The organism is Streptomyces polygonati (genome assembly GCF_042650325.1).
GTDB classification, from domain to species: Bacteria; Actinomycetota; Actinomycetes; order Streptomycetales; family Streptomycetaceae; genus Actinacidiphila; species Actinacidiphila polygonati.
The window spans coordinates 25,449-41,037 of sequence record NZ_JBHSBB010000022.1; the positions used below are offsets into that span (position 1 = coordinate 25,449).

Annotated in this window: 13 protein-coding genes; 6 read left to right on the forward strand and 7 right to left on the reverse strand. The window is 72.5% G+C overall.

The features are described from left to right. Nucleotides 1-216 precede the first annotated feature (216 nt). Entirely contained in the window at nucleotides 217-1,491 is a 1,275-nt protein-coding gene (locus ACFO3J_RS27595; RefSeq protein WP_386434764.1) for a glycoside hydrolase family 71/99-like protein, read from the forward strand. A gap of 84 nt (nucleotides 1,492-1,575) precedes the next feature. Here ACFO3J_RS27595 and ACFO3J_RS27600 read toward each other — a convergent pair whose 3' ends face one another. After that, on the reverse strand, nucleotides 1,576-2,628 hold the full coding sequence (locus tag ACFO3J_RS27600; RefSeq protein ID WP_386434767.1) for a Gfo/Idh/MocA family protein: 1,053 nt from the start codon (nucleotides 2,626-2,628) through the stop codon (nucleotides 1,576-1,578). A 56-nt stretch (nucleotides 2,629-2,684) separates the two neighbouring features. Between ACFO3J_RS27600 and ACFO3J_RS27605 the strand changes: the two genes are divergently transcribed. From ACFO3J_RS27605 to ACFO3J_RS27615, 3 genes are read left to right on the forward strand one after another with little or no spacing between them, the layout of a single operon-like run. Continuing rightward, entirely contained in the window at nucleotides 2,685-4,010 is a 1,326-nt protein-coding gene (locus tag ACFO3J_RS27605) for a multidrug effflux MFS transporter (RefSeq protein WP_386434770.1), read from the forward strand. Between the two features lie 48 nt (nucleotides 4,011-4,058). Further along, nucleotides 4,059-4,274, forward strand: coding sequence for a hypothetical protein (locus ACFO3J_RS27610; RefSeq protein ID WP_386434773.1), 216 nt, complete (start codon nucleotides 4,059-4,061; stop codon nucleotides 4,272-4,274). Further along, nucleotides 4,240-5,406 (forward strand): serine hydrolase domain-containing protein, encoded by a 1,167-nt coding sequence (locus ACFO3J_RS27615; RefSeq protein ID WP_386434776.1) that lies wholly within the window; start codon nucleotides 4,240-4,242, stop codon nucleotides 5,404-5,406. Before ACFO3J_RS27610 ends, ACFO3J_RS27615 begins: the two co-directional genes overlap by 35 nt. Nucleotides 5,407-5,447: 41 nt before the next feature. Here ACFO3J_RS27615 and ACFO3J_RS27620 read toward each other — a convergent pair whose 3' ends face one another. Further along, nucleotides 5,448-6,710 (reverse strand): YVTN family beta-propeller repeat protein, encoded by a 1,263-nt coding sequence (locus ACFO3J_RS27620; RefSeq protein ID WP_386434779.1) that lies wholly within the window; start codon nucleotides 6,708-6,710, stop codon nucleotides 5,448-5,450. After that, a complete protein-coding gene (locus ACFO3J_RS27625; protein WP_386434782.1) occupies nucleotides 6,710-7,495 on the reverse strand; it encodes a polysaccharide deacetylase family protein in 786 nt (261 codons plus the stop codon). The genes ACFO3J_RS27620 and ACFO3J_RS27625 overlap by 1 nt, the downstream gene beginning before the upstream one ends. A 244-nt stretch (nucleotides 7,496-7,739) precedes the next feature. On the opposite strand from ACFO3J_RS27625, the gene ACFO3J_RS27630 reads away from it, so the two are divergent. After that, the gene (locus ACFO3J_RS27630) at nucleotides 7,740-8,939 is read left to right on the forward strand and encodes a glycosyltransferase family 4 protein (RefSeq protein ID WP_386435010.1); all 1,200 of its coding nucleotides are present in this window, start codon (nucleotides 7,740-7,742) and stop codon (nucleotides 8,937-8,939) included. Between the two features lie 225 nt (nucleotides 8,940-9,164). On the opposite strand, the gene ACFO3J_RS27635 is transcribed toward ACFO3J_RS27630, so the two are convergent. Next, entirely contained in the window at nucleotides 9,165-9,647 is a 483-nt protein-coding gene (locus tag ACFO3J_RS27635) for a VOC family protein (RefSeq protein WP_386434785.1), read from the reverse strand. A 120-nt stretch (nucleotides 9,648-9,767) separates the two neighbouring features. Next, on the reverse strand, nucleotides 9,768-11,249 hold the full coding sequence (locus ACFO3J_RS27640) for a sugar transferase (RefSeq protein WP_386434788.1): 1,482 nt from the start codon (nucleotides 11,247-11,249) through the stop codon (nucleotides 9,768-9,770). A 348-nt stretch (nucleotides 11,250-11,597) separates the two neighbouring features. Here ACFO3J_RS27640 and ACFO3J_RS27645 point away from each other — a divergent pair, with 348 nt between their 5' ends. Next, on the forward strand, nucleotides 11,598-12,608 hold the full coding sequence (locus ACFO3J_RS27645) for a small ribosomal subunit Rsm22 family protein (RefSeq protein ID WP_386435013.1): 1,011 nt from the start codon (nucleotides 11,598-11,600) through the stop codon (nucleotides 12,606-12,608). Between the two features lie 279 nt (nucleotides 12,609-12,887). Here ACFO3J_RS27645 and corA read toward each other — a convergent pair whose 3' ends face one another. Beyond that, nucleotides 12,888-14,021 (reverse strand): magnesium/cobalt transporter CorA, encoded by a 1,134-nt coding sequence (corA, locus tag ACFO3J_RS27650; protein WP_386434791.1) that lies wholly within the window; start codon nucleotides 14,019-14,021, stop codon nucleotides 12,888-12,890. Then, a complete protein-coding gene (locus tag ACFO3J_RS27655; RefSeq protein WP_386434794.1) occupies nucleotides 14,018-15,568 on the reverse strand; it encodes a phytoene desaturase family protein in 1,551 nt (516 codons plus the stop codon). Before ACFO3J_RS27655 ends, corA begins: the two co-directional genes overlap by 4 nt. Nucleotides 15,569-15,589 lie beyond the last annotated feature (21 nt).

The window sequence follows — 15,589 nt, forward strand, 5'->3', positions numbered from 1 at the left end:
TCGGCCAACGGGCCCATAGCTAGGACAAGTTGGAGTATTCGGTGGATAACGGCTTTGAGAGCTAGGACTATTGACGGGCCAGGGGTTCGGCAGTTGAATCACCAGCACCTGGAGTCACGCGGGCGGAAGTGTCCAGTGGGGCGGGTGGGGTTCGCCGCGCCTGCCCCCGCTCTCCGGGTCCCCCCACAGCTGATCCCCCGTATTGGAGCGATTCCCATGGGAGTCTCACGTCGTTCGTTCATCGGTACGGCCGCGGGCGCGACCGCCGCCGCCGGCCTCGGTGCCATCGGGCTGGGCGCCCGGACCGCCGGAGCCGCGCCCGCGCCCGCCGCGCTACGGCCGGCCGCCAGCGCGGCCGGCGATGTGGTGGGGAAGATCACCGTCGGCTACCAGGGCTGGTTCGCCTGCGCCGGCGACGGCGCGCCGATCAACGGCTGGTGGCACTGGAGCCAGAACTGGGGACAGACGCCCTCGATCTCCAACAACGCGATCAAGGCCTGGCCCGACACCCGCGAGTACACCAAGAAGTACCCGACCGCGTACCCGAACCTCAACGGCGGCCAGGCCGCGACGCTGTTCTCCTCGTACGACCAGCAGACCGTGGACACCCACTTCGCCTGGATGCAGAGCTACGGCTGCGACACCGCCGCCCTCCAGCGCTTCAACCCCAACGGCGGCGAGGGCCCGACCCGGGACGCGATGGTGCCCAAGGTGCGCAGCGCCGCCGAGTCGCACGGCCGGAAGTTCTACATCATGTACGACGTCTCCGGCTGGACGAACATGCAGTCGGAGATCAAGACCGACTGGACCAACAAGATGAAGGCGTACACCTCGTCGTCGGCGTACGCGAAGCAGAACGGCAAGCCGGTGGTGTGCATCTGGGGCTTCGGCTTCAACGACAACAACCATCCGTTCAGCGCCGCCGCCTGCCTCGACGTCCTCAACTGGTTCAAGTCGCAGGGCTGTTACGTGATCGGCGGAGTGCCGCGCGAATGGCGGACCGGGACCGGCGGCTCGCGCGGCGGCTTCGCCGACGTCTACCACGCGATGAACATGATCTCGCCGTGGATGGTCGGCGCGATCGGCGACGCGGCGGGCTCGGACTCCGTCTACCAGAACATCAACGTGCCCGACCAGGCGGACTGCAACTCCCACGGCATCGACTACCAGCCGTGCGTGCTCCCCGGCGATGTGTCGGCCCGGCAGCGCAAGCACGGCGACTTCATGTGGCGGCAGTTCTACAACATGGTCCGGGTCGGCGCGCAGGGCATCTACATCTCGATGTTCGACGAGTACGGCGAGGGCAACCAGATCGCCAAGACCGCCGAGAACGCCTCGATGGTGCCGTCCGGGTCCGGGCTGTGGGCGCTGGACGAGGACGGCACGCCCTGCTCCGCCGACTACTACCTGCGGCTGACCGGCGACGGCGGGCGGATGCTGAAGAAGCAGATCGCGCTCACCGCCACCCGGCCCACCAAACCCACGCCCTGACCCGCTGAGGGGCCGCGCCGGCGGCCCCACCCCTTCGGCGTGCGGTGGCCGCTCACTTGTCCTGGGCAGCCACCGCACGCGTCATCACCGGTCCACGCCGGCGTAGCGCACCTGGATCCGCTCCCGGATCCGGTCCAGCGTCGTCATCACCGCCAGCGATCCGGCCAGCGGCACCAGCGGCGACTGCTTCTCGCCGGCCCGCAGGCAGCGCATCACCTCGGCGGCCTCGTGCCGCATGGTGCCGCTGTCCGGGTCCGGGTGGATGTCGGCCAGCCGGACCACCTGCGGGGTGTCCTCGCCGCGGCGGTGCAGCGTGAAGCTCGACGGGCGGAAGAACTCCTCGGCGATCTCGATCCGGCCCTCGCTGCCGCTGATGGTGGCGGGCGAACCGGTCTCCGCGGTGAAGGTGCAGCTGAGGGTGGCGGAGGCGCCGCTGTTCCAGCCCAGCAGGATGCCGGTGTTGTCGTCCACGCCCTCCGGGGTGTGGCGGGCCACCGCCTGCACCTCGTCCGGTTCGCCGAGCAGCAGCTGGGCGAAGGACACCGGGTAGACCCCCAGGTCGAGCACCGCGCCGCCGCCCTGCTTCGGGTCGCGCATCCGGTGCTCGGGCCCGAAGTCCCCGACGAAGCCGAAGTGCGCCGAGATGTCGAGGACCTCACCGATCGCGCCGTCGGCGATCATCGCGGCCATATGGCGCACCAGCGGATGGCAGTAGGTCCACATGGCCTCCATCAGGAACAGGCCGCGGGTCGTGGCCAGATCCACCAACTCCCGCGCCTCCCGCGTGTTGATGGTGAACGCCTTCTCGCACAGCACCGCCCGCCCCGCCTCCAGGCACAGCCCGGCCGCCGCGCGGTGCGCCGAGTGCGGCGTGGCCACATAGACCACGTCCACCGCGTCGTCCGCCGCCAGCCCGGCCCAACTGCCGTACGCACGCGGGATGTCATAGCGCTCGGCGAAGGCCTTGGCACCCGCCTCACTGCGGGAGCCGACCGCCACCACCTCGGCGTCCGGCATGGACAGCAGCGCCTCGGTGAAGGTCGCGGCGATCCCACCGGTCGCCAGGATTCCCCAGCGGATCTTCCGTATCTCCCCGCTCCCCCGCACCTCGTCGTCGATCGTCGCGTTCTCGCTCATCGGGTCGTCCTTTTTTCGGTCTCGGTGGTCTTCGCCGACTGAAAGAATATGGATCGATGCACCTACTTCCGATGGAGAGTGCCGCCGTGCCGGACGCCGGGCCGTCAATCCCCGCGCAAACCACCGCGAATCCCGCCCTTCCGACCTCGATCTCCTCGCTCCCCGCCGAGGCCCAGCGCCGCACCGGCCTGCTGGTCACCCTGGTGCTGGGTGGCCTCACCGCCCTGCCGCCGCTGTCCATGGACATGTATCTGCCCGCGCTGCCGCAGGTCACCGACTCCCTGCACGCCCCGGCGGCCACCGTCCAGCTCACCTTGACCGCCTGCCTGGCCGGCATGGCCCTCGGCCAGCTCCTGGTCGGCCCGCTCAGCGACCGCTTCGGGCGCCGCCGCCCGCTGCTGATCGGCATGGTCATCTACGTGCTGGCCACCGCGGTCTGCGCCTTCGCCCCCTCCGCCGGGCTGCTGATCGGCTTCCGGCTGCTCCAGGGACTGGCCGGTTCGGCCGGCATCGTGATCTCCCGCGCGGTGGTGCGCGACCTCTTCGACGGCGTCGAGATGGCCCGCTTCTACTCCACCCTGATGCTGATCTCCGGGGTCGCGCCCATCATCGCCCCCACGATCGGCGGCCAGATCCTCCGGCTCACCGACTGGCGCGGCATCTTCTACGTCTGCACCGCCGTCGGAGCCCTGCTCACCCTGGTGGTCTGGCGCCGGATGCACGAGACGCTGCCGCCCGAGCACCGCCACGCCGGCGAGCTGCTCGGCACCTTCGGCTCGATGCGCCGGCTGCTCGCCGACCGGGTCTTCACCGGCTATGTGGTGGCCGGCAGCTTCTCCTTCGCGGCGCTGTTCACCTATGTGTCCGCCTCGCCCTTCGTCGTGCAGGACATCTACGGCGCCTCCCCGCAGACCTTCAGCCTGCTCTTCGGCCTCAATTCGGTCGGCATCGTGGCCGTCGGCCAGCTCAACGGCAAGGTGCTGGTCGGCCGGGTGGACATGGACAAGGTGCTGGCGGTCGGGCTGGCGCTGGTCACCGCCGCGTCGGTGGCGCTGGTGCTGCTCACCACCGGGGTCTTCGGACAGGCCGGGCTCCCGGCCATCGCCACCGGCCTCTTCGTGCTGATGGCGTCGCTGGGCCTGGTGCTGCCCACCACCAACACCCAGGCGCTGCTGCGCACCCGCCGGGCGGCCGGCTCCGCCTCGGCGCTGATCGGCACCTCGTCCTTCCTGATCGGCGCGGTGCTGTCGCCGCTGGCCGGCGTGGCCGGTGACGGAACCGCGGTGCCGATGGCGATCACCCAGCTGAGCTGCACACTCATCGCGTGCGCGGCCTTCGTGGGGCTGTGTGTGCGCGGGCGGCGTACCGTGGAAAGAGCGTAGGCGCACCCCGAGCGGGACAGGCGCCGCCACCCTCGTCAGGAGGAAGCGATGGCCGACGTGGAAGCTATGTCCGAGGTTCCGGACGAGAGCACCTGGGCCTTCAAGGCCGCCGACAGTACGCTGCACACGGGCGGTGAGCACGCCGTCGACCCGGTGGACCTGGTGATGGCCTCCGGGCGGGAGCCCACCCCGGAACGGATCGAGAAGGCCCGCCGAGCGATGGAGGAGCATGGCAGCGCCGCTGTCGAGAGGTACCTGCCCTGACGAGGCGGGCCTCGACAACGACGAGCTGAACCGGATCGTCCCCGAGCTGACCGCGTACCTGCGCCCCGCGCCCGAGCATCCCTGGTGCGCGGGAGCGGTGGTGCTGGCCGGGCGGGGGCGCGTCGTGGCGCTGCACGAGGCGATCGGCTGGGCGGTCCGCTACGCGGGCTACGAGGAGCGCACCGAGCGGGGTGTGGAGCTGCCCCGTGCCACGTGGGTGAAGATGCGGCCGGACACCGTGGTCGACCTGGCCTCGCTGACCAAGCTGTTCACGGCGGTCGTCGCGGTACAGCAGATCGAGTACGGCGCCCTGCGGCTGGACACCCCCGTCGCGCGGTACGTACCCGCGCTGACCGCCGCCGCCCGCTCCGGCCTCACCGCCCGTCACCTGCTCACCCACACCTCGGGGCTGCGCCCGGAACTCCCGCTCTACGACCTCCCGGACGCCGCCGCGCGGGCCGCCCGGCTGGCCGCCGAGGAGCCGCTGACCGCGCCCGGCACCCAGCGCCGCTACTCCGACCTGAATCTGCTGCTGCTCCAGACCGTGGTGGAGCAGGTGGCGGGCACCCCGCTGGACCGGCTGATCGCCGACGGCGTCACCGGACCGCTCGGCATGGCCGACACCCGCTTCAATCCGCCTGCCTCCTGGCTGCCGCGGATCGCCGCGACCGAGGACCAGCGCAGGCCCTGGGGCCGGCTGGACCGGGGCATGGTGCACGGCGTCGTGCACGACGAGAACGCGTACGCGATGGGCGGGGTGGCCGGGCACGCCGGCCTGTTCTCCACCGCCTGGGACCTGGCGCTGTTCGCCCGGGCCCTGCTGGACGGCGGCGCCGGGATCCTGCGCACCGACTCGGCGGCGCTGCTGCTGGGCGGCGTCGCCGAGCCCGGCGGTGCTCGCCGGCCGCTCGGCTTCGAGGTCGACCAGCCGTGGTTCATGGGCGAGTTGGCCGGGCGCGGCGCGATCGGGCACACCGGCTTCACCGGCACCAGCCTGGTGCTGGACCCGGCCACCGACACTTTCCTGGTGCTGCTCGCCAACTCCGTCCACCCGTCCCGCACCTGGCGTGACGGCAGCGCGCCCCGGGCCGCCGCCGCCACCCGGCTGGCCCGCGCGGTGCGGGCCGGCTGAGGTCGGCGTCCGGGCTCACCGGCGGCGGAAACGCGGGCGGCTCAGCGGAAGATGCCCGTGTGGCCGAGGGAGTAGCGGCCCGGCTGCGGGTAGACGGCCAGGCCGTGCGGGCCCGCGCCGACCGGGATCTTGGCCAGCGTCTTGCCGGTGGTGGTGTCCAGCGCGTAGACCTCGCTGTTGTAGCGCCCGGACAGCCACAGCACCTTGCCGTCGGCGGACACCCCGCCCATGTCGGGGCTGCCGCCGCCGTCGATGTGCCACTTGGCGGTGAGCTTGCGGGTGGCGAAGTCCAGGATCGAGATGGAGCCCTCGCCGCGGTTGGAGATGTACATCGACTTCGAGTCGCGGGAGACGTACAGGCCGTGCGCGCCGGCCCCGGTGGGCAGCAGCGTCGGCTTGGAGAAGGTGTCGCCGTTCATCATCCACACGCCGTTGGCCACCATGTCCGCGATGTACCAGGTCTTGCCGTCCGGCGCGATCTTCACGTCCTGCGGCATCGCGTCGTCCATCGGCAGCTTCTGCTGGCCGATCACCTTCATCCGCGCGGTGTCCACCTTCAGCAGCTCGCTGCTGAACTCGCAGGACACGATGAAGTAGCGGCCGTCCGGCGAGAAGTCGGCGTGGTTCACGCCGAAGCAGCTCACCGGCACGGTCTTCTTCACCGCCATGGTGTGCGCGTCACGGAAGACCAGCTGCCGGTCCAGCGAGGCCATCACCACCGCGTACTTGCCGTCCGGCGTGAAGTACAGGTTGTACGGGTCGTGCACGTCGACCGGCTTGCCGATCCGGCCGGTGGCCGCGTCGATCGGGGTCAGCGAGTTGCCGACGTCGTTGTTGACCCACAGCGTCCTCAGGTCCCAGGACGGCACCACGTGCTGCGGCTGGGCGCCGACCGGGATGGTCTTGACCACCTTGTACGTCTTGGGGTCGATGACCGAGACCGTGTTGGACTCGGTGTTGGGGACGTAGACCAGTGACGGGAAGTTCTTCACCACCGGCGACAGCTGATTCGGCCGGTCGGCGGCGTAGACGTCCTTCGGGTCCAGCAGCGGCGGCATGCCGGGCAGTCCTGCGGGCACCGCCGGGCGGACCGCCTGGGGGGCGACGGCGGCCTTGCTGTGGACCGGGGGAGAGGCCTGCTTGCCCCCGCCGCCGCAGCCGGTGGCCAGGGCGGCGAGGACGGCGGCGGTCAGGGCGGCGGACAGCGCGGGGGACTTCCCGGTCCTGCGGGTGCGGTCGGGGTGGCCGAGGTGGTCAAGGCGGCCGAGGCGGCTGAGGCGGCGGGGACGGCGGGTGCGGCGCATCAGGCAAGCAGCTCCGAGGTCGTGACCGCGCGGAGGCCCCGGCGGTGCAGGTCGTCGAGGATTCCGGGCAGCGCCGCCACGGTGCCGGCGTGTCCGAAGTGCAGGGAGACCACCGAACCGTTCCCGGTCAGCCGGGCGGTCTCGGCCCGGACCCGCGCGGGGCCCGGATCGGTGTAGTCGAGCGAGTCCACGTCGTAGGACAGCAGGTGCGGATAGCCGGCCCGCTGGGCCAGCCGGACCACCATCGGGGTGGTCAGCCGGGCCTGCGAGGGCCGGAACCAGCGGCCGGCCGAACCGGTCAGCTTGCGCAGCCGCCGGGCGCAGTCCTCGATCTCGGCGGTGGCCGCCGCCGCGTCCATGGCGCCGATGTTCCGGTGGGTCTGGGTGTGGTTGCCCAGCTCGTGGCCGCCGTCCAGGACCCTGCGGGCCAGCTGCGGATGGCTGTCCAGCCAGCTGCCCACGGCGAGCACGGTGACGCGGGCGCCGGCCCGTTCGGCCGCCGTCAGCAGCGCGGTGGCCATCGCCGGGTCGCCCTGCCCGTGGAAGGTGAGGGCGACCTGCGGGCGGTCCCGGGGGCCGTGCTCGATCTGGTCGGGCAGTCCGGGCGGCAGCGGGGGAGCCGAGCTGTGGGGAGGGTGGACGGGCTTCGGGGCGGCGGCCGTGGTCGGCGCGGGACCGGCGGCGGGCGCGCGGCCCCCGGCGGACGGCCCGGCGGCCGGCGCGCAGCCGGCCAGCAGGGCGCCCGAGGCGGTCACTTGGAGGAGATTGCGGCGCGAGATGGACATCGCGCATCACTGTAGGGCGTAATGACCGATTCGCCCGGTTGGTCGGGCCCGCGTCGCGCGGATGGCCCGTACGGCCGAAGGGGCGGCTGTGGCCGGTGGGGACGGCACCCCTTCGGCCGTACGGGCCATAGGGTGGGGCTCTTGTCGACTTCGGGGGAAGGAACACGCCGTGGCCGGTTCCGGCACGCGCCGCAGACTGCTGCTGGTCTCCACGAATTACGCGCCCGAGCAGGCGGGCACCAGCATGTACGCGACGCAGATCGCCGAGCACTGGGCGGCCGGCGGGGCCGAGGTGCATGTCCTCACCGGAATGCCGCACTATCCGGCCTGGCGGCTCGACCCCGCCTACGCGGGCGTCCGGCGCGCCGAGGAGGAGCGCGGCGGCGTACGGGTGCACCGGCGCGCTCATACGGTGCCGGCCCGTCAGACCCCGCTGGGCCGGGTGCGGTTCGAGCTGTCGCTGCTGCGGGGCGGGCTGGGCGCGTCGCCCGGCATCGAGCGGCCGGACGCGGTCTTCGCCCAGCTGCCGACGCCGGCCGCCGGCGTCATCGGCGCGCGGCTGGCGCAGCGGTACGGGGTTCCCTATGTGCCCGTGGTGCGCAATCTGCTGGGCGCGGGCGGCGGGCGGGGCCGGGCCTGGTCGGCGCTGGCCGGGGCGGTCGAGAGATACGCCCTGCGGCGGGCCGCGCTGGTCGGCGTGGTGCACGAGTCGATCGTGGCGGAGGTCGCCGCGATGGGTGTGCCGGCCGACCGTATCCGGCTGATACCCAACTGGTCGCATCTGCCCGGGGCGTCCCGGCCGCGCGAGGAGATGCGGGCCCGGCTGGGGTGGCGGCCGGGGCAGACCGTGGCGCTGTACTCCGGCGCGATGGGCGCGGAGCAGGACCTCGACGTGCTGATACGGATGGCCCGGCTCGATCCCGGGCTGCGGGTGGTGCTGATGGGGGCGGGCGAGCGGCGCGAGGAGCTGCGGGCGCTGGCCGGCGGGCTGCCCAACCTGGACTTTCCGCCGACGCCGCAGGACGCGGAGTACCCGGATGTGCTGGCGGCGGCGGACGCGCTGCTGCTGACCCAGCGGGCGGCGCTCGGCGGGACGGCGGTCCCGCCGGAACTCCCCGCGTATCTCGCCGCCGGGCGCCCGATCGTCGCGGCGGTCCCGCCGCTCGGCGCGACCGCCCAGGAACTCCACCGCTCGGGGGCGGCCCTGCTCGTCCCCCCGGAGGACGCCGGCGCCCTCCTCGCCGCCATCCACTCCCTGGCCGCCGACCCGCCCCGCACCGCCACCCTCTCCTCCGCCGGCCCCGCCTACACCACCACCCATCTCACCCGCGAGGCCGCGCTCACCCGCGTCGACGCGCTCCTGGCGGAGGCCTTGACTTTCCCACCCCCCGCCCGCCCGACCATTCCCCCCATGCCCACGGCCCCGCCCCGACCCCCCACCTGACTCGGCCTCCGGCGGCCCACCCGGAAGCCCTGCCACGCGCCGGGCCGGGGGCGCGGAAGTTTTGTGAGTCGCGCAGTTCCCCGCGCCCCTTCGGGGCACGGTTCTCCTCCCGGGCGGAGGACGCCCGGCCAGGGGCGCGGGGAACTGCGCGACAAGCCACAGCGCGCCCGCGCCCGGGAATGGACCGCACCACCCACCACCGGCCCCGAAGGGGGTGACGGGGAGTCAGCCCCCGTCGTGTGCGCGGCGCAGCTCCGTCAGGTCGAGCTTCTTCATGGAGAGCATCGCCTCCGTCGCCCGCGCCGCCTTCGCCGGGTCGGGGTCACTGATCAAGGTGATGAGTTCGGTGGGGATGACCTGCCAGGAGAGGCCGAAGCGGTCCTTGAGCCAGCCGCATTGGGACTCCTGGCCGCCGCCGGCCGTGAGGGCGGCCCAGTAGTGGTCGACCTCGGACTGGTCGTCGCAGTGGATCACGAAGGAGATCGCCTCGTCGAAGGTGAACTGGGGGCCGCCGTTGATGCCGACGAACTTCTGGCCGTTGGCGGTGAACTCCACCGTGACCACGGACCCCGGCTCACCCGGACCCGCGTCCGTGTAGCGGGCGATCCGGCCGATCTCCGCGTCCTCGAAGACGGAGACGTAGAACTCGGCCGCTTCCTCGGCCTGCCCGTCGAACCACAGGGCGGCGGTGAATCCTCTGGCAGTCATCAGTACCTCCGAAACGCTCGAATGCGCGTACACCCAACAAGACCGGCCCGCCCCCGGAAACTCATCGGTTGTCCGGGGGCGGACCGGTCCGGTGGTGCGGTCGGACCTACGCGGCAGCGGTCAGTACGCCCCGCGCCCGTCGACCACGGCCCGCAGGGTGCGGGCCATGACATCGACGTCCGCGGTGAAGGACCAGTTGTCGACGTAGCGGAGGTCGAGCCTGACGGTCTCGTCCCACGACAGGTCACTGCGGCCACTGACCTGCCACAGCCCGGTGATGCCGGGCTTGACGGCCAGCCGCCGCACCTCGACCTTGTCGTAGCGCGCCACCTCGTCGGGCAGCGGCGGTCGCGGTCCGACCAGGGACATCTCGCCGCGCATCACGTTGACCAGCTGGGGAAGCTCGTCGAGCGAGTAGCGGCGCAGCACCCGGCCGACCCGGGTCACCCGGGGGTCGCGGCGCATCTTGAACATCAGGCCGTCGTTCTCGTTGGCACCCGTGCTCTCCAGGTCCGCCTTGCGCGCATCCGCGTCGACGACCATGGTGCGGAATTTCCACATCAGGAACGGCGTGCAGTTCTGCCCGTACCGGGTCTGCTTGTAGAACACCGGCCCCGGCGAGGTGCACCGGATCGCCAGCGCCACCACCGCGAACATCGGCGCCAGCAGCATCAGCCCGAAGGCGGCCCCGAGCCGGTCCACCAGGGACTTCAGGCCCACTTGCAGGCCGCGGCGCAGCGGCGGCGCTATGTGCAGCATGGCGAGCCCGGCGGGCGCGTCCAGTTGCACCCGGCGTACCGCGACATCGATCAGCCCCGGCAGTATCGCCACCGGCACCTTCGCGTCGTGCAGCGCCCAGCAGAGCCTGCGCAGCCGGTCCGCGGACAACCGCGGTCCCGGCGACACCAGGACCAGCTCCGCGTGGTGCTCGCGGGCCGCGCCGAGCACCCGGGAGGCGTCCTCGGTGATGTTCTCCGGGTCCACCGAGCCGAGCCGCGCGGTGACGGGGGCCCCGCACTCCAGCTTGGCGTTGCCCACCGGCACGACCCCGACCACCACGTACGCGTGGTCGGTGCGCCCCGCGAGGTGCCCCACCACATGGTCGGCGGTGCTCGGCTCACCGATCACCAGCACCTTCCGGACCGCCTGCGCCGAACGGCGGGCCGAGATGAGATGGCGCTGGGACAGATTGCTGGCGGCCATCGTCAGCAGCGGCGCGAGCGCCACCCCGGCCAGGGCCACCACCGGTCTGACGATCTCGCCGCACGCGGTGCGCAGCATCGCCAGCACCCCGAGGAGCACCAGCCAGTCGCTGAGCGCGGCGAGAACACCGCGGGTCTCACCGAGTACGTCGGCCGCGTACCGCCGGCGTAGCGCGCGGACGGACGGCCACAGGGCCGCCACGACCAGGGCGCACTCCAGCGGATGCGGCTGGCCGGTGTGCCGCAGGATCTCCAGGACCGGAACGCCCGTCCCGAGGGCGTCCACGGCGACGGCCAGCGGCAGATACCAGCCCGCCTTGTCGCCGTACGTGCTGTGTGCCCGGTGCACACTGTGCTTGCCGTGCCTGCGCCGCTGCCTTTTCCGATAGCGGCCGGGCACGCCAAGGGCATCGGTTGTACCCGATGCCCTGGTCTCGAAGGGGTGCGGAGCGGGACTCCGCACTGGTCTTGGCTCGCTCTCCATCGTTGTGGACATGCCCGGTATCACCGGGTTTGCTCCGACACGCCGCATGGACCCCCCATGGCACATCGCGACCTACTGAGCGTTCCAGCACTTCCCCAAGCACTGGACTCGCCCTGACATCTGCGAACGTTAGGCCAACCGGGTGGTCTTCCGCTGCGGATTGCACAGATTCGCGCCGATGTTATGACCGAGTTCACGCAACTATGGCGCTTCTGGGGGTTATGGATGTAGGGGGTGCCGCTCAATTGGGCCCGCCCCTTACAGTTGGGGCTTGTGCCCACCGTGCCCCTCCCCGACGATCTGCGCGACGCGCTCACCGACCAGCTGCACGCCACGGCGCCGAGCCGCGCCCAGCCGCAGGTCGAGCGGCTGATCGAGAACTACCGGGGCGCGACCCCGACCGCCGCGCCCATCCTGCGCGACGCCGCGGACGCGGCGGCCTACGCCGCGTACCGCATGCCCGCCACCTACGCCGCCGTCCGCTCGGCGCTGGACGCGCTGCGCGACCGGGCCGGGGACTGGGCGCCGGCCACCCACCTGGACCTCGGCGGCGGCACCGGCGCGGCGACCTGGGCGGTGGCGGAGGCCTTCGCCGACGCGCCCGCCGAGCACACCAGTACGGTGCTGGACTGGTCGCAGCCCGCCCTCGACCTCGGCCGCCGGCTCGCCCGGCACGCCGAAGCCGCCGCGGTACGCGCCGCCGAGTGGACCAGGGCGCCGCTCGGCACCGCCCGGCTCCCCGAGGCCGACCTGATCACCGTCTCGTACGTGATCGGCGAGCTCACCCCCGCCGACCGGACCGCCCTGATCGACGCCGCGGCCGCCGCCAGCCGCGGCGCCCTGGTGATCGCCGAGCCCGGCACCCCCGACGGCTTCGCCCGGATCGCCGAGGCCCGCGAGCGGCTGATCGCGGCCGGCCTGACCGTACTCGCGCCCTGCCCGCACGATTCGGCCTGCCCGGTGGCCGGCGCCGACTGGTGCCACTTCGCCGCCCGGGTGCCCCGCACCTCCCTGCACCGGCAGATGAAGGGCGGCACCCTGCCCTACGAGGACGAGAAGTTCTGCTACGTGGCGGCGGTACGCCCGGCCGCCGTCCCCGCCGCCCCGGCCCCGAACCGCGTCGTCCGCCACCCCCAGATCCGCAAGGGCCTGGTCCTCCTGGACCTCTGCACCCGCGACGAGGCCCTCACCCGCGCCACGGTCACCAAACGCCACGGGCCGCTCTACCGGGCGGCCCGTGACGCGGACTGGGGGGACGAGTGGGGGGAGGGGTGAAGGGGGGCAGGGCCGGTTCGTGGGCGCCGCCCAGCGTGGGGGTGCTGTTTCGTGGGTGCCGTCGGGCGTGAGGGTGCCGCCCTTTCCCTTTTTTTGCCGCCCTCTCGCCTCCGGGCGCTTAGACCCGGTGTCGACGGTCGATCGTGCTCGGTCCTTCGTTCCTCAGGACCTCCGCGCGTTCTTCCTTTCGACACCGGCGCGCCCTTCGGCTCGCTGGCTACCGGCGAGCCGTCGGGCGTCAGATGAAACGGACCGCCGAGAAGGCGGCAAAAAGAGGGCCTACAGCCAGCCGTAGCGGCGGAAGGCGCGGTAGCAGAGGGCGGAGAGGGTGGCCGTGACGCCCAGCATGAGGGGGTAGCCGAAGGTCCAGCGGAGCTCGGGCATGTGCTGGAAGTTCATGCCGTAGAAGCCGGCGATCATCGTCGGGATGGCCAGGATCGCGGCCGCCGCGCTGATCCGCCGCATGTCCACGTTCTGCTGCACCGCCAGTTGGCTGAGATTCGCCGCCAGCAGGCCGTCCACCAGCTCGCTGTAGCTCGCCAGCCGCTCCCGCACCTGGGACAGGTGGTCCGCCACATCGCGGAAGTAGCGGCCGATCTCCGCGCCGATCAGCGTGTCGGTCTCCTCGCTGAGCCGCTGGAGCGGCCGGGCCATCGGGTGCACCGCCCGCTTGAACTCGATGAGTTCGCGCTTGAGCTGGTAGATCCGCTCCGCGTCGTCGCCGTGGGCGGCGGAGAAGACGTCGGACTCCATCTCCTCGACGTCGAGTTCCACCGCGTCGGCCACGTCCAGGTAGTCGTCCACCACCTGGTCGGTGATGGCGTGCAGGACGGCCGCCGGGCCGTGGACGAGGAGGTCGGGGCGGTTCTCCAGGGCGCGGCGGACCCGGGACAGTCCCGGCGCGCTGCCGTGCCGTACGACCACCACGAAGTCCGCGCCCAGGAAGATCATCACCTCGCCGGTGTCGACCACCTCGCTGGTCGCGGTGAGCTTCTCGTGCTCGACGAACACGATCGTCTTGAGCACCAGGAACAGCGTCTCGCCGTAGCGCTCCAGCTTGGGCCGCTGATGCGCCTGCACCGCGTCCTCCACCGCCAGCGGGTGCAGGCCGAACACCTCGGCGATCTCGGCGAGATGCTCGTGCTCCGGCTCGTGCAGGCCGATCCAGGCGAAGCCGCCCGGCCGCTTCCTGGCCTCGGTCAGCGCCTCCTGCGGCGGGATCGAGGCGACCCGGCAACCGTCCTCGTACACTGCGCAGTCCACGACGACGTCGGCGGTGATGCGGCGCTGCTCGGGCAGGTCGCCGTCCTTGGCGAGGGTGTGCCATTTGCTGCCGCCGCGGCGCCATTGCCGGCCGATGGTCCGGCGAGTGCCGTCCTTGTGGTGAATGATCCTGGGCCTGTGGGTCATCATGCCTTCTCCAGTACCGCCATCGCCGCGTTGTGGCCGGGGACACCGCTGACTCCGCCGCCGCGGGCCGCGCCCGCGCCGCAGAGATAGACGTTCGCATACCCGGTGCCGACGCCCCAACGGCCGGTATCCGGCCCGTCCGAGACGAAGGGCCACGACAGGTCGTGGTGGAAGATGTGGCCGCCGGGCAGCCCCACCTCGCGTTCCAGGTCGAGGGGCGACTTCGCCTCCAGGCAGGGCCGGCCGTCCGCGTCGAGCGCCAGGCAGTCCGCGATCGGCTCGGCCAGCACCGCGTCCAGTTGCGCCAGGGTGGCCTTGAGCAGCGCGTCCTTGGCGCCCCGTGGGTCGCGCTCGAACAGGCGGGCGGGCGTGTGCAGTCCGAACAGGGTCAGGGTGTGCGCGCCGCTCGCGGCCAGTTCGGGGGAGAGGATCGACGGGTCGGTCAGGCTGTGGCAGTAGATCTCCGACGGCGGCGCGTCCGGCAGCCGGCCGGCGGCGGCCTGGTCGTAGGCGGTCTGCAACCGCGCGTACGACTCGCCGATGTGGAAGGTGCCGCCGAAGGCCTCCCGGGGGTCCACCGAGGCGTCGCGCAGCCGGGGCAGCCGCCGCAGCAGCATGTTGACCTTGAGCTGGGCGCCCTCCGGGCGGGGCGGGGGCTGCCGGCCGAGCAGTCCGGCCAGGGTGTACGGGGCCGCGTTGACCAGGACGTGCCGGGCGCCGACGGTACGGCCGTCCTCGCCGTAGACCACCTCCGCGTGCACGCCGTCGGTCGCGATCGAGGTGACCTCCGCGCCGGTGACGATCTCCGCCCCGGCCGCGCGGGCCGCGTCCGCCAGCGCGTCGGTGAGCGCGCCCATGCCGCCGACCGGCACGTCCCAGTCGCCGGTGCCGCCGCCGATCACGTGGTAGAGGAAGCAGCGGTTCTGGCGCAGCGAGGGGTCGTGGGCGTGGGTGAAGGTGCCGATCAGCGCGTCGGTGAGGACCACTCCGCGCACCAGGTCGTCGGCGAACTCCCGTTCCACCGTCTCGCCGAGCGGCCGTTCGAACAGCGCCTCCCAGGCGGCCGGGTCGCCGATCCGGCGCTCCAGTTCGGCGCGGGTCGGCAGCGGGCCGGTGAGGGTCGGGAAGACGCGCTCTGCGACGCGGCGGGTCATGCCGTAGAACCGCTGCCACGCCTCGAAGTCCCGGTCCGAGCCGGTGAGCCGGACGAACTGCTCGCGGGTGCGGCCCGTGTCCTCGGCGTCCACCAGCAGCCCGCCGTCGCCGCGCGGGCTGTACGAGGAGATCCGGCGGCGCCGCACCGCGAACCGCAGGCCGAGGTCGGCCACGATCTTCCGGGGCAGCAGGCTCACCAGGTACGAGTAGCGGGACAGCCGGGCGTCCACCCCGGCGAAGGCCCGGGTGGACACCGCGGCCCCGCCGGTCACGGGCAGCCGCTCCAGCAGCAGCACCCGCTGTCCGGCGCGGGCCAGATAGGCGGCGGCGACCAGGCCGTTGTGGCCGCCGCCGACGATCACGGCGTCGTACGAAGCGTGGGTCACGGAGGGCATGGCGGCACCCTATGGGGCCCG